Here is a 20,847-nt window from a genome sequence, read left to right as displayed (position 1 = left end):
TTCTCCCTTTATTAATTTTCATTTTGTTCTGCTATGCCAACCAAACGGAAGTAGCTTTTCTTTGCATCTCCGTCGGAGATAAGTTCCGCCAGTAACTCCGGCAGAGGCATTCCACACCAACGAATGATCTGTTCGATGGAGTAAGAAACTGGTGAGTGAGGCTCACTCTCTCTGAAGAAATCAGCCACTTGCTGCAATTGTCTAATCGCCTGCTCTCGTGATTTCATGTTTGTCGCTAATAGTGCATCAGAACTTTGTGAACTCACTTGTTGTTCCGAAGAAGATTCATCCACCTCCTCCAGTTCTTCAAACACAGCTTGTGGTTGATTAAAACGCTCTCCAAGGAGATGCTTTAATGCCGAGTGTATTGATTCAAGCCTTTTTGATATATAAGAGCTAGGAGTGACATCACCTACCGCTTCATCTAATCGCTGACTGAATTCATTAAATGACTCTGTGGCGAACTCCAGATCAGCGATTAGCTCACGATAAAAGGCATCAGAGGTAGATTTAACTGTAGTTGTAATATCAGATAGCTCTGTAGCGCCAAGATCGACTCGATTTCGGCGCTTATCTTCATCTAAACGCTCCAACTCAATAGCTTGCTGATATTCCCAGTAGGCATACGCTTGCTCAACGCCTACGTCAGTAAGCGGGATACAAGCAATAGGGAAAATAAGTGTTCCTTCGCTATCGATACCATTGAGGCCAGTAATCGCCGATATTCTTGTTTCAATACCATCCTCATCAGGCATTGGATAGAGATCATCCCAGAACTTCTCGATGAACTCGGTTGCGAGTTTGTACCCAACGCCCATACCACGAAAACCATGCAATCGAGTTAGAGCCTCTATAAGCCAAGCCACAAACTCTAAATCTTTAGATTGATTCGTAAGTATCTCTGGTACTTCTTCAATAAATACCCGCCATAAGTTACTGTGGGTATAAATACTTTCTTCTTCTATAAGCGCATTACGCTCTGCATTTCGCGCAGCCATACGCTGATCTTTTAATCGGTAATAAGCGGACTGTGGCGATACATCTTCTCTAGGATCAACACCTGTGGGATTCTCTTGAGATATAGGAGCCAACGCTTGTTCATACCAATCGAACATCTCACTATTCATAAGACCTCCCTCTAAGAAAAACGGGGATCGTCGCGTCTTCTCTCGTTACTGCTTCAAATTCTGTCTGCGCTTGGCGAACTTTGACTAACGCACAAGTAACGTTATCACTTGCACCTCTCACTAACGCCGAATGCATGAGCGCTAATCCTGCTTGATTTACTGAGTCCGCATACAATGTCCGGTGAATTTCATCACTCGTTAATTCTTTAGAAAGCCCATCACTACACAGAAGAAATTGATCTCCGTCAGCCAACTGCCCCGAAACTTGATCAATAGTGATACTCTCATCTACCCCAACAGCTCTGGTAATAACATTTGCGAGAGGATGTGACTCAGCATCTTCAAATGCCAATAACCCTTGATCGACTAAATCCATAACTTGACTATGATCGCGTGTTTTTTGAGAAAAATGACCATTTCTAAGCTGGTAAATTCGGCTATCACCGACCCAAAGACAGTGGTAATACCCGTCCTGGATAAACAACAAAACGAGAGTTGTTCCCATCGTTTTACCGTCTAAGTGATTTTTTGCGTATTGATAAATTTCTAAATTCGCGGCTTGAACCACACTCCGGATATCATCGATATTGGTATTTGGGACATCCTGCATATGGCGCGCGATTCTATCCACTAGCATCTGGCTTGCTATGTCGCCAGCACTATGCCCACCCATTCCATCGGCTACAACCCAAATATGCTGCTCTGTCATATCTAAAAGAGCATCCTCGTTATAAGGGCGTACTTTTCCTGCGTGCGATTTAGCAAAGGTAAAATAGTTCCAATTCATTCTTCTATCCTACCAATTCCACTTTTTCCAACCGCCATCAAGCATGGCAGAAAATTGACCAATAGAAGGGAAACCGCTGGTCATAAACATACATGGTTCAACTAGAGTCGAGCCTTCAGTCCACCAAAAGCATGGCTTACTCAATTTTTCTTTAATGAGGTAATTCAAAAGTGCGCTTTGATCTGCTCCACCTTGATCATGAAAAATCGTAGATATTTGGCTTTGATAAAGAAACTTAAGAGGCCGCACTTCACTTTTTACATTCGCCACTAAATCGTTTTTTTCTTGCATGCTCTTATGCCAAACATCAAATACAAAGTCGTCCTCAAGTACTGCTAGGGCAAGAGATGCACTGTCCTCGGTCCAAGCTTTGTCCTCCCAATATTGCGCAGCTTCACCTTTTACGGCACGAGCTATAGTAAAGAAAAAGTATCTACCGCATGCATCTACACTAGGAATCATGCTACCAATGTATGTCGAGTCTTCTAAGTAACTAACATCCAGAGCAAAGTGCCACACAGGCGCGGTTAAAAAGTGCTCATTCCAACTTTCACCCAATTGTTCTCTGCTGACTGCAATAACAGCCTGCTGCCAGTCATGCCAGCGCTCTGAAAAATCTTGTGATAAGCCATCTTTCACAAAGTCTCCTTTTGCAGGCATTTTACCGATATAACCCCAGGCTGATGTTACAAGGTTCGTGGACATCTGAACCTCTCCATTTCATTTGACCAAAACGGATTAATGGCACTAGACGGAATAAGCTCTAGTTGCACCTTATTTCCCTTTAAATCAATCATAACTATGTTGTCTTTACGTGATTCTGGTCTTGCTTTAAGTGATTGATCTAACAGTTTGAATATGCCCCACTCACCTTCATAAGTATGGGCAATCTCACGTTTAGATTCTGGTGGTGTGAACACTATTCGAGTCTGGTCTTGACCCGCAGGCCAGCTCAAGGATTTAGCTCGTGCTGGTCCATGCTTATAAACCAAATCTTGCTTACCTAACTCTAGAACAAACCGAGTAATGTGCTGATCCAGATACACTGGTTTCATACCGAACTCTACGCGCAATGAATTATCAGATTCAAAGAAAGACTGCCTGATACGCTTCGCTCTTTGAAAGACCATCAGCGTTTCTGGACGAACTCCAATTTCCTTTTCTAATCGCCAACGACTTTTCGACGTATCGACAAACGGTTCAAGATACTCTTGGAAGAATGAGTCAAGCGTACCTCCATAACCAAAGAAACGTTTGAAGTCCTTCAGCCTTACTTCTCTGCTCGCATTTGGCTCGAATGGGTATCTACCCGCAATAGTCCGCTGATAAGGGCGCACCACTTGCGTAACCCAAAGCTGATTTAGATGATCTTTCGACCCGCTCTCCGCAAACTTAACTGACTCTTGAGAAAGTTCACCTAGCCATTGATTAAATGGCCTAGGCAAAAGTTCTTTAGCGCGAGCAAAGGAAGCAGCCACATCTTGTGTAACGGTCCCATCTAAAATACTTTTGTAAGCAATTTTCTGATTATTACCTGAGCTTGATAAATCGCTTAAGTACGAGCGCAAGTTAACCATAGCTTGTTGAATATCATCAAAGTCTTGTTCGCCGAGACGTAAGATCTCCGAAAAATGAGATTCGACTTCTTTACCTGGCAGTGCAACATTGAAACCATTTTCTTCAGGCAAGTACATGTCTAGTCTATCTGCCGTATTCGAAAATTTAACTTTGGCAACCTTACCAGCGACTTCAGAAGTGGCCTTCTGATTTTCTGACAATGATACTTTCGACAAACCAACTTCTTTTTGGATTGCCCTCAACAACGATTCGATTGGTCTTTCAACTCCAGATAGAACTCTAGCTTGTTCTGTTGCAAGTTCTAGGCTCGGAGCCTGCTTAAGTTGAATATCTTCGATCAGAGTTTTCCATTCATTCACATAATCTTGATAGTATCGAGATTGGACTCCTTGAATAGCGCTATCTTGATCAATTTCATGAGCCTTAAGATCGTCACCATAAACCCAGTTCTCTTCCATTAGGCTTTTTACTGTACGGTTGATCTGAATCTGAAAAATGCTATGAAAGCCATTGTACGTATAAAAGCCCGAAATGCCTTGTGATAACGGCTTTCCACTCGCTCGTTCAAACTGCTCAAGCCCTTTAGGCCCCAAGACATCAGTCAAACGAAATGAAGGAACATGACTCTTCGAAAATTGTATCTTCATTCGCTGATAAGCACGTTCTGGTAGAGACATTTGTGTCAAAACCTCGCGAGCATTAGTCACGGCAGCAGTATTATAAGAAAAGCCTTGTCCATTATTCTCTAATAAATTTTGAGTGTGCTGTAACAGACCTTTTCTTAAGTCTATATTTAGTTCACCCGGATATTGACGTTCAAAATAGAAGTTAAACCAAGCCAACACTTCATCTTGTTGGTATTTGTCTGGATTAAACAACATCAAATAAGTTTTCAACGTTTCATACAAATACTCTCGATGCTGTTGATTACTTTCCATTTCCGTCACCAAGCTATCAAGAAGCAAGGGAGCGTAATATTGGGTCAACGCATCAGAATATGCATTGTTTGCCGCCTGTGAGACTTTATCTCCTTGATAGAGACCAAACCTTTTTACGGAATCAGCATCGCCGTAGTTGCTTTGTTTTCCTAGAGGAAGCGTCATCAATCGATCTAATGTCTCTACGGCTGAGATAATATCCGCCTCAAAATCTAGGCTCTCAGCACCAATCATCGCTTCAACATGGCCGGCTTGCTCATTGGTATCGACAATCAACTGAGAATTCCACTTGTAGCTCATAAGCCAAAGTGCAGACGCGCCTAGCAGTAGAGAAGCACAGCCAATGTAAACACCTCGGCGCATCCACCCTGACTGCTTTTGATAGTGACGATTAACCGTTCCTAACAGTTGTTCCTTGAAAATAACCTTATCAAACAAGTTCTTCACGAAATAACTATGAGATCCTGTTGGGCTTTTTGCTAGAGCGAGGCGATTTAGTCCAAGTCCATTGGTCGATTCATTCATTAACTTATCGACTGGTAAGCCTTCTTGGACCGAGCTCAACATAAACACACCACGAATCAAGGCTGGCTCTTCAAAACTATTTTGTGCAAATATTTCCGCTAAAAATTCATCAAGGTTAGCTTGTAATACCCTTAGCTGTTTAGGAAATTCAAAAATAAGTGCTCGCTTCTCTAAATCATCTTCAGTTTCAAGGATTCTCAGCATTCGCGCATCAAGGCGCTCCAGCATGCCATGAAATTCTTTATTGAATAAAGAAATAACCCCTCTTTCATCAGCCACTTCACGCGGAAACATGAAACCGAACAATTCCTCACGATCTTCCTTGCTTAGATCAGAGAAGAACTCATTGAAACCCGCAACTAAATCCATTTTGGTCAGTAGTACGTAAATAGGAAATTGCATCCCTAACTGATTCTTCAGTTCTTGAAGGCGCGACTTGATAGCTCGAGCATGAAGGCTTCGCTCGGTTCTTGTCTGCGACATCACACTGGCTAAACTAATTGTGACAATTGCACCATTAATTGGCCTTTGCGTTCTATATTTTTTCAACAGCCCCAAGAAGCCGTGCCATGCTTTAGAGTCGACTTTTTCTTGACTGTCTTGTGTCGTGTATCGACCGGCCGTATCAATCAGAACTGCTTTATTTGCAAACCACCAATCACAATGACGAGTTCCACCGACACCAGCAATAGAGTCAGAACCAAGGCTATCCGCTAACGGAAACTCCAGCCCTGACTGCTTTAACACTGTTGTCTTCCCTGTCCCTGGAGGGCCGATCAACACATACCAAGGCAAGTCATATAAGCTTCGCTTTCCTTTATGTGTTTTCGTTACTACTTTGACAGCTTGCTCAATACGCTCGCGCATTAAGTCAATTTCACTCGCCGCTTCTTTATCTGACTGACTATCAACCTCAAGTAACGTTTGAATACTTTCGTCTTCTTTAACTTTTTGCTTGTGCTGCTTAGTCACGTTGAATAAAGCCCACACAAACACCAGCACCAAAATCGTGACGAGTCGTTGGAAGTCGCTCTTTAGTGGCTCATATCCCGCTATCGTGATAAGTGGACCAACAACCCAAATAAAAATTGAACAAGCAGCGACACCGATAAGACCGAGAAACCACCTTTGAGTAAATATTCTGCCAATTTCTTTAATACGCATCTCTATCTACCTGTTATTAATTCGCGACAAGGAGGTCGATTTCAATTCGACGGTTAATAGCTCGGTTTTCGTCACTATTGTTTTCAACCAATGGTCTTGCATCACCCAGCCCTTCTGGTATGACTCGACCTTCTAGTGCGCTATTCGAGATAAGTTGTTCAGACATAGCAGTAGCTCGAGCTAATGATAGATGCCAGTTCGAAGGATATTTACTCGTGAAAATTGGCCTATCATCGGTATGACCTGTCACAATGATCTTGCCTTGGGTCGACTCCAACGTTCTAGCGAGTTTAGAAATTACGGGTTGGATATACGCAACAACATCAGCACTACCTGATTCAAATAGATCTTGCGACTTTAACGAAATTCTTACCCTGTCTTGCAACGGCTCGACGTTAATTAGCCCCTTCCCGATCTCAGTTGCCAGATACATAGAGATCCTTTCTGCAATTGGCGCTGATTTTGATTCTGACGTTGTATCTTGATTAAGCTGTTGCGGTTGAACCAAATTGACTAATTGAGAAAAGGTGCGGTTGGAAGCCTTGTTTAGCTCATAGCTAAAATACATAAATATACAAACCAATAATGCAGCCGTTACGGAGCACACAACCCAGAGAGGAGCTCTGTCGGAAGCCTTAGAGCCATTCAAAATATGTTGTTCGATACTATTGCTTAGCTCTTGAGGTATCCCTCTTCCGTAAGACTTAAGAATAGCGATAATCTGCCTTCTCAGTTTTCGGTGAGACTCCAGTCCGTTTTTTTCCAAACGATATTGGCCGAGAAACCCAAGCGATAGGCACACGTACATCAATTCAAGCAAATCTAAATTTGTATCTGGTTGCGCCATGCACTTATCAAGGTACTTAAAGAACGCTTCCCCACCCTGGCTGCTGGCATAGAAAGAACTAAGCAATGAGTCATGGCTCCAAAATGAATGCCCCCCCCAATTAGTATTGAGCACCGCTTCATCTAACGAGCAACACAAACAGTAACGAGCCGTATCAATAGTGTCCAAATCAACGTCGTGGTGGCGTAGTCGGTTCTCATAATCTCTAAGTTTTTGTGCCAACGTCTCTTTTAGAAACAACGGGTCAGAATGAGTCGCTGTCGCTCGAATTTGACCAATAATGGATAAAAGACCATTCGCTTCTGCCAATAAAGGGTTGTTCCCATAAGCAACCACTGAATCGTTATTCACCAATTCAGGACTTTTTGAGATAACTACCGTATTATCTGCTGACTTTTCTGATTGTGGTTTCGGTGCGGGCGCTCTTCCACCCGGTGTTGGTTTTACGATCGTTTGTTCCATACTGAGCACACCTATTGACTAATACTCCACAGCTCAAGGTCAGCATTCGGAAAATGCCCCGATAAATGCAGCGCAATACCACCACTGTCTTTCAGCCTCATCCAAAACGGGCCTTTCTTGACTACTTCGAAGTAGACATAACCCGTTTGGTAAGGGATCTGCCTCGGAACTACACTCAATGGCGCTACGTTTATGCCATTAATCTGATTGTTGATCAGATCACGAATCTGCTCCGCTGGTCCAAACTTGAGCTGCGCCGGGACTAAACGTCTAATTTCATCTGTTGTCGTATCAGCTTTGACCGCAAGCACAAACTGGCATGATTCAAGTAAACGCTTATCTGGAAGTGGCGTCACTTGAATTCCATATTGTCGTGGCTCCAAAGGAAGTTTGCTTGCAGTTTGATCAAGGACAACGCTCAGATATTGACTCAGAACTTGATTCAATTCGCTATAAACACTTGATACATCTAAGTGATCGTATGCAAGTAAGCTTGGCATCCTCTTGGTTTTGTCAGAAAACGTAGCTAATTCACCAATATAACCTTTCAGGGTCGTCGCTAATTCCAATGGGTGTAGCCTGTCTAGGTCACTAAAGTGCTTTAACATCGCCTCATACCTGTTCAACATTTGTAGCATGATGAAATCAACAGCAGATGCAGATGCGGCTTTGCCCTTAATCAATCGCTGCGCAATAACGTCGGCACGCATCTTTGTCATCGCAACAACGTTACGCAAGTAAGCCGACATAACTTTGTCGCTAAGTAGATTGATAAGCGGTGGAACATACGAATCGTCTAGTATTACTTCGCCTTCTGCCGTCACCTCTTTTATTTTCAATATCGGTAACTCAACATAACCCGCTAATTTGTCATTGCTGGCTTTCAGTTCCAGGTTTAGGGCTGCGACTTGAATCGTTTCTTCATCCTGCCCAGTGAGATTATCTATAACGTCAACGTCTTTAAGTACATAACGAGAAACGATCGCCTCACTTACATCAGAAACATTTTTACCTTTGACATTTGAAAGGGGAAGAGTGATTTTTACTAACGTATTTTCTACGTCTTTATCAATAAATAAAGGCACAACCGAATCGCTGGCTGTTAAGGTATTAACCAGAGTCATATCTGGCAAAACTGCCTCAAAGTGATCTAATTCAATCAGACCATCTTTTAATGCATGTTCTTTTACTCGACATTTCCAAACCCCCCAATTATAAGCCCCACCAAACTGATGTAAGCCTTTGAATTCTTGAGAGGTTGCGCGTTCATGTTGTTGAAAGTGCTGGGGACGTAAAAACATCCCTTCGCACCAAGCCGTCTTGGAGTATTGCGTCATTTATAATTAGCCAACTAAACGTTATTTTACGACCAAAGACAGATCTTCTAACAGAATTTGATAGGTGTTGTAACCGGTCTTATCCACTTCAATGACTTGTCGCCAATTTGAATTTTCAATATCTCGAAACGCTGCGACAATGCCTAAGTATTCAGTCTTTGGAGACATACTTGCCTGATATGTTTCTTTCTGACCTGGAGTTAATGATATTTCATATTTATTCACTAAATCAGGGCCTAAGACTTTTTCACTTTCTTCATAAATTGAAAAAAAATCCTGACTTTCAAAAAGGGTATTTGATGTTAATTCAAAAACATACACGACTACAGGGGATGGCCTACCATTGGAGTCAGGGTTAATATTGTGATTTGCTGTTATTTCTAAATCTGAATATGGATCAACAACTAAATTGGCTGCTGAGCACCCAAATAAAACCATTGAAATTAATAACAAAATGTACTGATAAACTCTTTTCATCACCCTATTTCCTAGCTTTTATTTTTTAATGCTAACTCATAGTGTTTAGCGAAATCTTCTAAATAAAATGGAGATTCTTTATTGATAATGTCATCGGATAGCTTTTCATGAATATCCTCAAACCGCTTCCAACTTTGAGCATATTTTCTTGCTGGAATAACCTTATTAATAACCGTGTCTTTAGCTAAAGCTTCTGAGTATATCGACGTAGGCTCAACAAGCGACATAACACTTGAAACCGTACCCTCAACACCTTTCATTAACGCTTGTTCATGATTTTCTATATCACTAAACGCTTCTTTAATGGCTGCACTTGGTTTTAGGAAACTTGCAGTTTGACGGTTATATAAGTTATGAATTGCATCTTCTAAATTCGCAGAGAACTTCAGAGGATTATTTTCTGACTTCCGAAACGCAGTATGACTAAGTCGATTTGTTTGTTTAAATACCGCTCGATTGTGCAGCGTTTCCATTAAACCAACTAACATCAAAGAAAATGATTCCCCCAGTTGTTCAAACCATTGCTCTCTGTTATCGCTGGGAATCATCGTTGGATCAATACCCGCTCCTTTAATGAACGCCGCAAGCTCGCTCCCTTTACTATCAAATTTGGGAGTTGATTGACGTTCTAGCTGTCGTGGGGTTTCCGGTACAGGTGTAGGATCTACACTCTGTTTTTCTGGTTTGGGGATATCAATAAAATCATCGACTAAGCCAATATCTAGTTGAAAGTCCGAAGGAACACTCTCATTCAAAAGCTCACTGGCACTAAGGCCGAGGTCTACAAACTCTGCTTCAGATGAACTCGAGAATGCTTCAGGTTCTGAACTGGAACGAAAGTTACTTTCCTGATTATTGAATGCCTCAGTGCTAGTTTGAATACTTACTGAAATTTGGTAATCCCCTAAACTAACCGTATCGTCGTCACTTAGTGCAATCTCATGTCCTTGGCCCACAGGTGTCACAGCGTTATTAACAAACGTGCCATTAGTTGATAAGTCTTTTATCAAGTATTTATCACCAAACTTGATGAGCTCTCCGTGAGTTCCGGATACTACTCTTTCAGGGTCTGGCAGTGTCCAATCACATTGCTCAGACCGACCAAACGTAACTTTGGCATGCTCATCACTTGATTCAAACACAAACTCACTCTCAATCTCTGGAGTAAATTTGTGAAAACTTGTTATGGTTAAAACCAACTTCATGTAAACCTCGCCAAAGACCTGCTAAATATTATTTTTAATTTTATTATTAGTCACTTTCTTATTAACAGTAAGATTAATAAAAACCTTAAACCTGCCATTGAAAATCATGCACGGAATAATGAATCATTTTTTTATCAAAGCAATCACGTATTGTTCAACAATTTTAATTATCCAACCAAGTTCAAATTTTTGACACTTAGACTTTCATCAATAAAAAAACGAATGTTAGTTTGGCCGCGAAATTCTAACATAATGACTTTTCATTGAGCAGAAAGGTATATATTCCCCCATCATTTATACGGAGTTCTTGTGATGGAAGACAGCAATAAAAACAATTCTATAAATAATAAAGATAGCGGAGACAAAACTAAAATTGTAAAGACTCAAAAACGAGACAATGCAATTCAATCAAATAAAGTTGCTAGCAATGAAGGCTCCGTTCAAAATAAAAATGAAACAAATACAAAACTGTCTCAAAAAGAAAACACTCCGTTAGTTAATAAGAAAATAAACAATAAAAATAACACATCAAATAATGACAAAGATGTTATTAATGAGAATTTAATAGGCACAACTGTCAAAAATCGATATGAAATCGAGTCGGTTCTTGGCCATGGCGGACTTTGTGATGTTTATTTGGCAAAAGATAAGATATTAGAATCTTCAGGTTCAGAAACCCCTTACGTAGCATTAAAGATTTTACAAAAAGAGTTTGCATCTCAACCAGAGACTGCACGCATGTTGATACGTGAAGCTCAGCAAACACAAAGATTAAGCCACCCTAATATTATTAGGGTTTTTGATTTTGGTGTTGATGGCGAAATATATTTCTTAGTGATGGAATATATTAACGGGGAAACATTAGAGAATTTAATACAACGATCTAGGCCGCATGGGCTGAAGTTTAACGCAACTTTATCGATTATAAATCAGGTACTTGACGCGCTGTCTTACGCCCATTCACTTGGTGTCGTGCATGCCGATTTAAAGCCCGCTAACGTCATTTTAACGTCTGAAGGTAATGTTAAATTACTCGACTTTGGTGTATCTAAAACTCATCAATTAAAGCAAGATCAATACGCAGCTAAACGTAAATCCGAAAATGTGGAGACTCTTGGTTATACTCCAAACTACGCATCGCTCAACTTGTTGTCGGGTAAAGAGCCAAACTTAAGCGACGATATGTTTGCGCTATTTTGTATTGCTTACGAGTTATTGAGTTGCAAGCATCCTTATTCAAGAACTCCTGTTAATGAAGCTCTCAAAAAGAAAATGAAGGTCTCGAAACCTGCTAATATGCCAGCATCTAAGTGGCCTATCTTTGCACGCGTTTTTTCAACTGGCATCATCCCCAAAGACCTTACCCCAGAGCAGTTAAAACAAAAGTTGAACATGCGATATTGGCCTATCGTTAGCGGTGTAGCTGCAAGCGTACTATTGGTTACCGGAATCGTATTTGGCTATCAACAACAACAAGAAACCATCTCTGATTTAGAAATAGCTATTAACAAGCAAAATGATCAGATTAATGGGCAGGAATGGTTGCTTGATACACCGCCAGAAAAAAGCTTGTCACTGATTAATAGTGAGAAAAACTTACACCCGGTGATTAAAGCTGGCTTACTACGACAGCACAAGAGCTACCTTCTAAGTGAGTTTGAATCTGAGATTGATCAGGTTCTGAATTCTGATGCTAACAACTATCCAAATTATGATGAAATCGAGTCTGTACTAAACAAAGCAAAAACCTACTACCCTGACTCACATAAAATTGAAGTTCTGGCGTTAGATATTCAATCAAGCAAGCACTCTACATTGCTTTCGATAGCCAGACAAATCAATAGCCAACTGGAAAAGTCTCGATACAGTAAAGAAGAAGACAGTAAGTCCATCTATGAACTGAAAAATGAGTTAAATCAAATTCATCAGGATTACCCATTTACACCAAGCTCATTATCTAGCGATGTTTTTGGTAAACACCTAACTGAAGCACTCAAAAATAAAGATGCTGCAGCACTTGTTGCGCTAATTAAGGTTGGGAATACTTTCTTCTCAAACGTTGAAGAGCATCAAAACAACTTAAAAATAAGCAACGCGATGAAAGATGCAGTTCTCGAAATGAAACTGTATGAGACCGCGCTAGACTCTAACGATCCTCTACCATTTCCGGACGAGGCTGCTCGAATTTTGTTCCAAGAGGAATTTGAAAACTTCTATTACCGCCTAGAAAAGGCAAGAACAACAACTCACCTCGATAACTTAGTGAAAGATGTTGATCAGTTTTCGAAGAACTTTCCTATCGGTTTTCAAGATATTAACGATTTGAGATTCAAAACTGCAGATAAATACCTGCGCTTCTCCGACATACTACTCAATAAGAGAAGGACCACAAGCGCAAGACGTGCAATGAAGAAGGCGAACGAGTTAATGAGGCAGGTAGAACAGGACTCCAAGCAAAGCTAATTGTACAAAAGGGGCTCAAGGCCCCTTTTTTGCGTCAAGCTACTTGCCATTATGCAACTAGGTTGCTAGTTTGTATTTGTACTCGATTAGGAGAGTTAACCTTGACTGAAGGAATAGTCAAAGTTGGCGAGCGCTTGGCTTACTTATTTGATGATTGCTTTAAACTAGGTAGACAAGATTGTTCCCAACCCAGCATTTTATTTGGAACCCACTATCACGTAACTTGTGTTGCCACGACACGAGTGAAAATGCTTTGCACAAAAGATTAGATCATAGACACTTGTATATAAGTCAAAGTGTACCGAACAATAACTTTGTTTTTATGAGTCTAGCTCAAGTGATAAGCACACTGTTCAGCGCTCAACTCCCCCCACTTCAACATTCCTATCCGATACATTTTTCTACCTCGCGGTTAGTCAGAGGTAAACATGATTAATTTTGATGTTCTCAATAAATACATGGAGAACGACGTAGATCTTATCGTCACCGTTTTTTCCACATACTTAGAAGACCACGCCAATGACATACAGCGTATCAATGAGTTGTACGCAAACAAATGTTGGCCGGAACTCTACTTATTGGCTCACAGTCTAAAGGGCATTCTAGAGAGCTTTGGTGAAGAAACCGCTGTCATTGTTTTCACAAAAATAGAAGCAGAAACAAGAAACGATAACGAGCCAGATAGCTCAGATATAGCTATAGTTACTAAAGAGCTAGCTGCCATTAATCAACAAATCTTTGCTTACTTGAAGAATATGCAATAAAACAAATTAAGGCTTAACTGGGGGAAATATGGCAATGAACAATAGCAATTTCAAGGAGCTGATTGAGTCTCTCAAAGACTTAACGCCAACTCAAAAGAGGTACTTGCTTAGTCGTACAAAGATGGCGTTAGATGATGAGAGCAATATGCTAAACATCAGTGATATCCTGACACCAGAAGAGTTGGAAGCATTATTGTCGCCTTCACCAACCACAAATACAAAATAACAATAATATACAACGTAACCGTCAGATTAACGCTAGGGACCAGGTGGGGTGAATAGATCTTGCTTGGTTGTTAGTTTTTCTCCGTTCTTCTTCACTAAAACAAACGTGTTTTTTCCAATCTCTTTTTCTAACTTGAACTGGTCAGATAATTGAGCGACTAACATCAGTCCACGACCTGAAGCAGACCAACTATCATCATCCATTAAGTTAGGAGCCTCAATCTGTTTATTTTTATGTTGGTTGAATGTCATTTCATTGATTGACGCTCCGTAGTCAGAAACCCTAAGTTCAATGAAATCTGACATTTGGTCACATCTAATCCTACACTCCACGTCTATCGGCTTGCCTTCAATTTCACTGTAAGAATGGATGTAAGCATTGTTCATAAGCTCAACAACACAAAGCTCCAACGACTGAGCCGTACTTAACGATACTTGATTATCCATTAAAAACTTAGCAACCTCTTTGCTCGCACTTCGAGAGCGAGTAAGGGATCCGCCGTAAGTTCGTTTAAACTCGCTCTGGAACATTCTTTTCCTTTATCCCTAGGCTATCAGCCACGCCACCTTACTTGTAAAAGACTCGCATCATCATCAAACTCATCTTTGTTCTGCCACGATTGTACTTGTTCAAAGACACATCTAGCCTGCACTTCTGCTTCTAATTGCGAAGTACAAACAGCTTTTATACTTGATGCCAACCTTTGTACTGAATACATCGCCTCGCCTCGCCTCGCTTCTATCAAACCATCCGAATAAAGCCATACTACATCCCCCTCACTCAGAATAATTTGATTATCAACGTACTCCATCGGCTGCAAAGCGCCAATCATAAAGTTGTCTTCACCCGCCAGCTCTGTAGTTTCGGTGCTCGCTCGCCAAACAAGGAATTTAGGATGACCAGCAGTACAATAGCGAAGTTGTCCTGATTCTGTATTAAGAATGGCATAAACCATAGTGAAATAAAGCTGACTGTTTCTAGTTTGCTGATACCGTCGGTTTAGCCGATCAATAACGGCTGCTGGTTCACTGATACAGTAGTCGCCATCTCTTAGCTCCATGGTTATCGAATCAGGTCCCAGATTTTGAGATAACGTCTGTTGGATAGAAAAAGCCATCAAAGCAGACGAAACACCATGACCTGAAACATCGAAAACATAAAATGCGACATGTTGTTCATCAAGCTCAAAATACCCCAACATGTCACCACCAATCTGGGAGCACGGTTTGTAGGCGTAACTAAATTTCATGTTCTGGATCGACGACTCCGCTGGGAGTAGTTGCTCCATCAGGTGACTAGCAGACTGTAAATCTTGATGGATCATTCGATAGGCTGCATCTAACTCTTTATTTCTCTCAACGAGTTTGTTGTGCAGTTCTAAAGTACGAAACCCCGCGCGGATTCTGGCCTGAAGTTCCTCTACAGACGTCTTCTTATCCACAAAGTCATCTGCGCCAGCATCGATGCCTTTCACGATCGAGCTTTGGTCATTTCTAGAGGACAATAAAACAAAGAAAATGTAACGTTCGCTAACTTGTGATTTTAATTGCCGACACAGCTCAATACCATTAATGCCAGGCATCATTAAGTCACTAAGTACAAACTGAATATCTTTGCGATAAGTCAGCACTTCAAGTGCGGATTGTCCGTCTTCAACAGCAATAACTTCATATCCCTGCTTTTCTAATGCACTGCTGATATAAAGTAGTACTGTTTTACTGTCATCGACCAAAAGAATGGATTTCATTCGCCTCCTTAAGACGGTAGTCGGGCACGCTAACGTAGAACACTAGTCACTGATTGCTCATTTCTAAAACGACTATAATCTTCAGCTAATAACTGGTGTTGATATCGAGTGTAAGACAGCGCCTCATTGGAGATTAATATCTGATGCTCTTTCTCTATTAACTGACTTTGCAGTTTTTCAATCTGTTCATTCTGCTGTGTGTTATTGAGGTACAGCGCGACGAGACCAAAGACCGAAACCATTAAAAGAGCAATAAGAACATTATTGATAGTTTTAACTTGAATACGCATGACCTCTCCTTGTCTATTAATAGACTTCCCACTATGAAAAGAACGTCTACAGACTAAGAGCGCTAGGCTCTAAAACGCATTGAAGCCCATTGAGGTTGTTTTTCCAATTATAGGCGATAGGAGACAAAATAAGAAAAAAGCTGAAGAATTTGAATATCCTTGTGAATTCGAAAGGCAATAGCAGCGAGCAATGATCTACTCGCTGCTGGTACATCAACTTAGAAATGCAGGCCGAGCTGAAACTTGCTCATACCAACGCGCAATGTTTGGTGCAGTAGTAAACACATCGATTTCTAGGCCTTTAATTGCAAAACCAATCAAAATAAAGCCTGTAATATCGACGATAGTAAAATGGTCAGCGGCAATGAACTCGCTTTCACCAAGTCGCTTATCTAACAACGGTAAAAACTCTTGCACGCGTTGCTTGGACTCTTCGCCCCACTCTTTAACACAACGCTCTCTATCTTCATAGATAGCTGTGATGTTTCTAAATGCTTGAAAAGCGGCATATAGACCTTGAAACTCCACCACGCGATGCCACATTTCCACTTGCGCACGCTCAAGTTGGTTTGCCCCAAACAACGCCAAATCGTTTTCAAACGCTTCATCGAGATAGCGGCAAATTGCGACGCTCTCACAAATCGTCGTGCCATCTTCAAGCTCAAGCAATGGCACTTTTCCATTGACGCTTTTTTGCTTGAAATCTTCCGCTAGATTTTCGCCGTCACGCACATTTAAAGCGATGCGTTCAACATCGCCACCAATTTCCTTTAAAAAAATGCTAACTCGCTTACAACTCGGAGTTATCGCGGTTTCGTAGAGCTTCATTTTATATCCTTTTTTCTTTTTCTAACCGATTGGTTAGGATATACTGTAGCCAGTTTATAAACGATCAGTCAAGAACTTCATTTCCCAAAAGTTGATCAATAAGTTTAGGAGTGGTTTGAGAAAAACCGCTCAGGTAGGTACACATATGGCAAGAAAAGCCAACTTCGATCGAGAAGAAAAACTATTAGTCGCTATGGACGTTTTTTGGCGCAAAGGTTTCGCTAATACATCCATTTCTGATCTCACCGACGAGTTGAACATTAACCGCTTCAGTCTTTACAACACCTACGGTGACAAGCAACAGCTTTACTACGAAGCGCTCGATACCTACTTGAAAAAGGTCTCGCTACCGTCACTGAATGATTTGGAAAAAGACGACGCGTCTTTACCTGAATTGGAATCGTTCCTTAAATCTTTTGCTGAGCTGCAACGCAAACGCAACTGTGGGTGTTTTATTCAAAATGCGTTGATTGAGCACGCTGGCGAAGACGATGACGTACTGCGCAAAGGGCATTTTTTGTTTGACCATCTTATCGACATCATTGCGGATGCACTAACCAACGCGCAAAAAGAAACGTTAGTGCCAAAAACGCTGAAACCAGAAGAGCTCGCTCGTTTTGTTCTCAACAACATGCAAGGTATGCGCGTACTTGGCAAAGCCAAACGTTATGCCGATTTGGATACGGCGCTTTCCTGCTTGCTGGTTTTAATTAGGAAGTAATATGTCGATTGAAGTGATAGCAGTTCGTCTTACCAAAGGCATGGACTTAAAGCTGAGCCTAGCGAAATTGGTCGCGGAGCACGATGTCAAAGCAGGCTCGATTGCTTCATGCGTTGGCTGTATCTCTCACCTCAACCTTCGTTTAGCAGGTGCAGAGAGTACGTTAACCAAACAAGAGCCATTTGAAATCGTCTCTGTGATGGGAACCCTAACGCCTGAACATCAACACGTTCATATCTCGGTGTCTGATCGTGGAGGACGAGTCTGGGGTGGGCATTTGCTGGAAGGTACAGTGATTGATACCACCGCAGAATTGATCATCCATTCTTACTCAGAACTTGAGTTCACTAGAGCGATGGACGATTCGACTGGCTATACCGAACTCCAAGTGAATCCTTCCAAATAGTAAAAAGCTCCAGAGCCATACTGTGCTGTCTCTGGAGCTTTATTCGCTTGTCTCTTACGCTAAGAATTTACTCATATCGAGCAAGCTAATTTCGAGGATCATTCTTCGGCTAAATAACAAACCTGATTATCGTCTACCGTTACTTGCCACGTTTTTAGGCAGTGCGCATCGTCTTCTAGACATTGCCCACTCTTTAAACTGAAGTGCTGTTTATACAGTGGTGATGCAACACACATCTCACCATCAATATCACCGACAATCCCTCGACTCATCACATAAGCCTTACCAATTGGGTCCCAATCCTGAACAGCGTAAACACCGCTATCTGGAATGTAGAACAACGCCACATGCTCGCCTTCAATCAACACCGTGGCACCTATAAACGGCATTAAGTCATAAAGCTGACACAATTTCACTTTGGTTAAAGCTGTCATTTACACCTCCTGTTTCACGGGTATACGCTGACCACGCACACGTTGGTACGGTAAGACTTTGCTGCCCGACGTGCTGTTCAAGAAAGGACGGAAGCGTTGCAATTTTTGAGGATTATCCAACGTACTCTTCCACTCACATTGATAGGTATCTACGACGCGCGCCATTTGCTCATCCAATGAATCACATAGGTTGAGAGAGTCATCCAAAATCACTTGTTTAAGGTAATCTAAGCCCCCTTCCATGTTCTCCATCCACACTGACGTACGCTGCAAGCGATCAGCGGTGCTGACGTAGAACATCAATACTCGGTCAATCATGGTGATCAACTCTGATTTGGATAAGTCGGATGCAAACAAATCAGCGTGTCTTGGTCTCATGCCGCCATTTCCACAAACGTACAGATTCCAGCCGTTTTCGGTGGCGATCACCCCAATGTCTTTACTTTGCGCTTCTGCACACTCGCGAGTACAGCCCGATACGGCAAACTTAAGCTTATGGGGCGCTCGCAATCCTTTGTAGCGGTTCTCTAACTCAATGGCTAATCCAACTGAATCATCAACACCATAACGACACCAAGTAGAACCCACGCACGATTTCACGGTGCGCACCGATTTACCGTAGGCGTGCCCTGTTTCAAAACCAGCATCAATTAAGGTTTGCCAGATTTCAGGAAGCTGTTCTAACTGCGCACCAAATAAATCCACTCGCTGACCGCCAGTTATCTTGGTGTACAGATCGTATTGCTGAGCAACTTCGCCAAGCACGATGAGTTTGTCTGGTGTGATTTCACCGCCCGGAACACGAGGCACAATCGAGTAAGAGCCATCTTTTTGCAGGTTCGCCATAAAGGCATCATTAGAATCTTGCAGAGATTGATGTTGAGGCTCCATGATGTGTTCATTCCACAAAGAAGCAAACACAGATGCCGCCGTCGGCTTACAGATATCACACCCATGCCCTTTGCCATGCAGTGCAATTAAGGTGTCGAAGTCTTTGATTTGTTCCACTTGGCAAATATGGAACATCTCTTGGCGACTGAGCTCAAAGTGTTCACAAAGGTGGTTGCTAACCTCTACCCCCATGGCTGCTAATTGAGTATCCAATACCGACTTCACCATATTGCTGCAGCCACCACAGCCAGTACCGGCTTTGGTGTTGGCTTTAAGATCTGTCAGGTTGGTGGTGCCAGCTTGAATCTCGGCAACTAAGTCGCCTTTTGTGACGTTGTGACAAGAACAGATGATGGCGCTGTCTGGCATCTCTCCATCCAGCATTCCGGTATCAAACAGCAGGTTCGCCGCGTGGTCTGGCAGGACAGTTTTGTTCAAATAACACTGTAAGAGCGCATCGTAGTCGCTGTTGTCACCAACGAAAATCGCACCAAGCAATTGAGTGCCACTCGCATCAACCACCAGCTTTTTGTAGATGCCTGCAACCGCATCTTGCAATACCATTTCTTGTGCGCCTTCGGTTTGCATTTGTGCATCGCCGATAGACGCCACATCCACTCCAAGCAGCTTGAGTTTAGTGCTCATGTCTGCACCTTTAAAACCTTCGCTCGGCATCCCAGTCAAGACATCGGCGGTGGTTCTCGCCATGGTGTAACCGGGTGCGACTAAACCAAAGATCTTCTGCTCCCAAAGGGCACATTCGCCAATCGCGTAAATATTCTCATCGCTGGTTTGGCATTGGTTGTTAATCACAATGCCACCTCGCTCACCTACTTCTAGCTCAGCCAGCCTTGCCAACTCATCTTGAGGGCGAATGCCTGCGGAGAAGACTATCACATCAACTTCGAGAGGATCTTTGTCTTTAAACACCATACGATGCTTAGCCGTTTCACCATCGCAGATTCGTTCCGTACCCGTTGAGGTGTGTACTGTTAGCCCTAGCGCTTCAATCTTCTCTTTCAGCACTAAGCCAGCACCATCATCTAACTGTACGGGCATCAGACGAGGCGCAAATTCAATAACGTGAGTTTCTAGCCCCAATAGTTTGAGTGCATTTGCCGCCTCTAAACCCAATAAGCCACCGCCAATTACTGCGCCTGTTTTTGCGCCTTCACATGCTTTTTTGATTTGTGAAAGGTCATCAAGCGTACGGTAGACAAACACGTTGTCGCGGTCTTTACCTTCAATTGGCGGCACAAATGGGTAGGAACCGGTCGCGAGCACAAGTTGGTCGTAACCCAGCACATCTTCACCATCAAGCAGAATACGCTTTTGCTCTCTGTCGATGCCTGTTACTTGGCTGCCAAGTACTAGTTGGATGCCATGCATGTCGTACCATTCTTGGTTACTCAGCATCAAATCATCATGGGACTTACCCGCAAATAAAGAAGAGAGTTGTACACGGTCATACGCGATAAAACGCTCTGCACCAATAACGGTAATTCGGTGCTCCAAATGCGCGTTTTTCTGCACTAATTGCTCGACGAGGTGTTGCCCGACCATACCGTTGCCTACCACAACGATGTGGCTCAATGCGTTCTTTACTGGAATCGTTAAAGGACTGTTCATC

At 42.2% G+C, this 20,847-nt stretch carries 19 protein-coding genes; 5 read left to right on the top strand and 14 right to left on the bottom strand.

The window, feature by feature from the left end:
• Nucleotides 1–11: 11 nt before the first annotated feature.
• The 8 genes from tssA to tagH are packed head-to-tail and all read right to left on the bottom strand — an operon-like array spanning nt 12 to nt 10,447.
• A complete protein-coding gene (tssA, locus tag F7Y48_RS08695; RefSeq protein WP_258507451.1) occupies nt 12–1,127 on the bottom strand; it encodes a type VI secretion system protein TssA in 1,116 nt (371 codons plus the stop codon).
• Nucleotides 1,120–1,914: a PP2C family protein-serine/threonine phosphatase gene (locus tag F7Y48_RS08690; protein ID WP_258507449.1), complete on the bottom strand. Its 795-nt coding sequence runs from the start codon at nt 1,912–1,914 to the stop codon at nt 1,120–1,122. Before F7Y48_RS08690 ends, tssA begins: the two co-directional genes overlap by 8 nt.
• Nucleotides 1,915–1,923: 9 nt before the next feature.
• Nucleotides 1,924–2,619 (bottom strand): type VI secretion system-associated protein TagF, encoded by a 696-nt coding sequence (tagF, locus tag F7Y48_RS08685; protein ID WP_046875356.1) that lies wholly within the window; start codon nt 2,617–2,619, stop codon nt 1,924–1,926.
• Entirely contained in the window at nt 2,601–6,119 is a 3,519-nt protein-coding gene (tssM, locus tag F7Y48_RS08680) for a type VI secretion system membrane subunit TssM (protein WP_258507446.1), read from the bottom strand. The genes tagF and tssM overlap by 19 nt, the downstream gene beginning before the upstream one ends.
• A 16-nt stretch (nt 6,120–6,135) precedes the next feature.
• Nucleotides 6,136–7,428 carry a type VI secretion system protein TssL, long form gene (tssL, locus tag F7Y48_RS08675; RefSeq protein WP_046875354.1) on the bottom strand — a complete coding sequence of 431 codons (1,293 nt, stop codon included), beginning with the start codon at nt 7,426–7,428 and terminating at the stop codon, nt 6,136–6,138.
• 11 nt (nt 7,429–7,439) lie between these two features.
• Entirely contained in the window at nt 7,440–8,765 is a 1,326-nt protein-coding gene (tssK, locus tag F7Y48_RS08670) for a type VI secretion system baseplate subunit TssK (protein ID WP_080936786.1), read from the bottom strand.
• Between the two features lie 21 nt (nt 8,766–8,786).
• Nucleotides 8,787–9,242: a type VI secretion system lipoprotein TssJ gene (tssJ, locus tag F7Y48_RS08665; protein WP_005395676.1), complete on the bottom strand. Its 456-nt coding sequence runs from the start codon at nt 9,240–9,242 to the stop codon at nt 8,787–8,789.
• A gap of 11 nt (nt 9,243–9,253) precedes the next feature.
• Nucleotides 9,254–10,447, bottom strand: a complete 1,194-nt coding sequence (tagH, locus tag F7Y48_RS08660; RefSeq protein ID WP_256952370.1) for a type VI secretion system-associated FHA domain protein TagH — start codon at nt 10,445–10,447, stop codon at nt 9,254–9,256.
• Between the two features lie 312 nt (nt 10,448–10,759).
• On the opposite strand from tagH, the gene F7Y48_RS08655 reads away from it, so the two are divergent.
• The 3 genes from F7Y48_RS08655 to F7Y48_RS08645 all read left to right on the top strand — a co-directional run bounded on the left by F7Y48_RS08655 (nt 10,760) and on the right by F7Y48_RS08645 (nt 13,900).
• Entirely contained in the window at nt 10,760–12,910 is a 2,151-nt protein-coding gene (locus F7Y48_RS08655) for a serine/threonine-protein kinase (RefSeq protein ID WP_316683491.1), read from the top strand.
• 428 nt (nt 12,911–13,338) lie between these two features.
• A complete protein-coding gene (locus F7Y48_RS08650) occupies nt 13,339–13,674 on the top strand; it encodes an Hpt domain-containing protein (protein WP_005395669.1) in 336 nt (111 codons plus the stop codon).
• 34 nt (nt 13,675–13,708) lie between these two features.
• Nucleotides 13,709–13,900 carry a hypothetical protein gene (locus F7Y48_RS08645; protein ID WP_054868056.1) on the top strand — a complete coding sequence of 64 codons (192 nt, stop codon included), beginning with the start codon at nt 13,709–13,711 and terminating at the stop codon, nt 13,898–13,900.
• Between the two features lie 32 nt (nt 13,901–13,932).
• On the opposite strand, the gene F7Y48_RS08640 is transcribed toward F7Y48_RS08645, so the two are convergent.
• From F7Y48_RS08640 to F7Y48_RS08625, 4 genes are all read right to left on the bottom strand, one after another.
• Nucleotides 13,933–14,430, bottom strand: a complete 498-nt coding sequence (locus tag F7Y48_RS08640; RefSeq protein ID WP_053808346.1) for an ATP-binding protein — start codon at nt 14,428–14,430, stop codon at nt 13,933–13,935.
• Between the two features lie 23 nt (nt 14,431–14,453).
• Nucleotides 14,454–15,647 carry a PP2C family protein-serine/threonine phosphatase gene (locus tag F7Y48_RS08635; protein ID WP_258507434.1) on the bottom strand — a complete coding sequence of 398 codons (1,194 nt, stop codon included), beginning with the start codon at nt 15,645–15,647 and terminating at the stop codon, nt 14,454–14,456.
• Between the two features lie 29 nt (nt 15,648–15,676).
• Nucleotides 15,677–15,937, bottom strand: coding sequence for a hypothetical protein (locus F7Y48_RS08630; protein WP_005395662.1), 261 nt, complete (start codon nt 15,935–15,937; stop codon nt 15,677–15,679).
• A gap of 213 nt (nt 15,938–16,150) precedes the next feature.
• The gene (locus F7Y48_RS08625; protein WP_145535219.1) at nt 16,151–16,765 is read right to left on the bottom strand and encodes a glutathione S-transferase; all 615 of its coding nucleotides are present in this window, start codon (nt 16,763–16,765) and stop codon (nt 16,151–16,153) included.
• 145 nt (nt 16,766–16,910) lie between these two features.
• Between F7Y48_RS08625 and F7Y48_RS08620 the strand changes: the two genes are divergently transcribed.
• Both F7Y48_RS08620 and F7Y48_RS08615 read left to right on the top strand, forming a co-directional pair.
• Entirely contained in the window at nt 16,911–17,486 is a 576-nt protein-coding gene (locus tag F7Y48_RS08620; protein ID WP_005395660.1) for a TetR/AcrR family transcriptional regulator, read from the top strand.
• A 1-nt stretch (nt 17,487) separates the two neighbouring features.
• The gene (locus tag F7Y48_RS08615) at nt 17,488–17,892 is read left to right on the top strand and encodes a DNA-binding protein (protein ID WP_316683483.1); all 405 of its coding nucleotides are present in this window, start codon (nt 17,488–17,490) and stop codon (nt 17,890–17,892) included.
• A gap of 98 nt (nt 17,893–17,990) precedes the next feature.
• Here the strand turns inward: F7Y48_RS08615 and nirD are convergent, their stop codons facing one another.
• Nucleotides 17,991–18,326, bottom strand: coding sequence for a nitrite reductase small subunit NirD (gene nirD, locus F7Y48_RS08610; RefSeq protein ID WP_316683481.1), 336 nt, complete (start codon nt 18,324–18,326; stop codon nt 17,991–17,993).
• A complete protein-coding gene (gene nirB, locus F7Y48_RS08605; RefSeq protein WP_316683480.1) occupies nt 18,327–20,846 on the bottom strand; it encodes a nitrite reductase large subunit NirB in 2,520 nt (839 codons plus the stop codon).
• Between the last annotated feature and the right edge of the window lies 1 nt (nt 20,847).

The organism is Vibrio sp. 2-1-2a (genome assembly GCF_032648565.1).
GTDB classification, from domain to species: domain Bacteria; phylum Pseudomonadota; class Gammaproteobacteria; order Enterobacterales; family Vibrionaceae; genus Vibrio; species Vibrio diabolicus.
The sequence above is the reverse complement of the archived record's forward strand: the minus strand, read 5'-3'. Positions and strand labels throughout refer to the sequence as shown.

Bases quoted from the DNA above. Each gene is read 5' to 3' on its own strand.
- F7Y48_RS08615 (WP_316683483.1), top strand. From the start codon at position 17,488: ATGTCGATTGAAGTGATAGCAGTTCGTCTTACCAAAGGCATGGACTTA.
- nirD (WP_316683481.1), bottom strand. From the start codon at position 18,326: ATGACAGCTTTAACCAAAGTGAAATTGTGTCAGCTTTATGACTTAATG.
- tagH (WP_256952370.1), bottom strand. From the start codon at position 10,447: ATGAAGTTGGTTTTAACCATAACAAGTTTTCACAAATTTACTCCAGAG.
- tssJ (WP_005395676.1), bottom strand. From the start codon at position 9,242: ATGAAAAGAGTTTATCAGTACATTTTGTTATTAATTTCAATGGTTTTA.
- tssM (WP_258507446.1), bottom strand. From the start codon at position 6,119: ATGCGTATTAAAGAAATTGGCAGAATATTTACTCAAAGGTGGTTTCTC.
- F7Y48_RS08625 (WP_145535219.1), bottom strand. From the start codon at position 16,765: ATGAAGCTCTACGAAACCGCGATAACTCCGAGTTGTAAGCGAGTTAGC.
- F7Y48_RS08645 (WP_054868056.1), top strand. From the start codon at position 13,709: ATGAACAATAGCAATTTCAAGGAGCTGATTGAGTCTCTCAAAGACTTA.
- F7Y48_RS08620 (WP_005395660.1), top strand. From the start codon at position 16,911: ATGGCAAGAAAAGCCAACTTCGATCGAGAAGAAAAACTATTAGTCGCT.
- tssL (WP_046875354.1), bottom strand. From the start codon at position 7,428: ATGGAACAAACGATCGTAAAACCAACACCGGGTGGAAGAGCGCCCGCA.
- F7Y48_RS08640 (WP_053808346.1), bottom strand. From the start codon at position 14,430: ATGTTCCAGAGCGAGTTTAAACGAACTTACGGCGGATCCCTTACTCGC.
- F7Y48_RS08655 (WP_316683491.1), top strand. From the start codon at position 10,760: ATGGAAGACAGCAATAAAAACAATTCTATAAATAATAAAGATAGCGGA.
- nirB (WP_316683480.1), bottom strand. From the start codon at position 20,846: ATGAACAGTCCTTTAACGATTCCAGTAAAGAACGCATTGAGCCACATC.
- tssK (WP_080936786.1), bottom strand. From the start codon at position 8,765: ATGACGCAATACTCCAAGACGGCTTGGTGCGAAGGGATGTTTTTACGT.
- tagF (WP_046875356.1), bottom strand. From the start codon at position 2,619: ATGTCCACGAACCTTGTAACATCAGCCTGGGGTTATATCGGTAAAATG.
- F7Y48_RS08690 (WP_258507449.1), bottom strand. From the start codon at position 1,914: ATGAATTGGAACTATTTTACCTTTGCTAAATCGCACGCAGGAAAAGTA.
- tssA (WP_258507451.1), bottom strand. From the start codon at position 1,127: ATGAATAGTGAGATGTTCGATTGGTATGAACAAGCGTTGGCTCCTATA.
- F7Y48_RS08650 (WP_005395669.1), top strand. From the start codon at position 13,339: ATGATTAATTTTGATGTTCTCAATAAATACATGGAGAACGACGTAGAT.
- F7Y48_RS08635 (WP_258507434.1), bottom strand. From the start codon at position 15,647: ATGAAATCCATTCTTTTGGTCGATGACAGTAAAACAGTACTACTTTAT.
- F7Y48_RS08630 (WP_005395662.1), bottom strand. From the start codon at position 15,937: ATGCGTATTCAAGTTAAAACTATCAATAATGTTCTTATTGCTCTTTTA.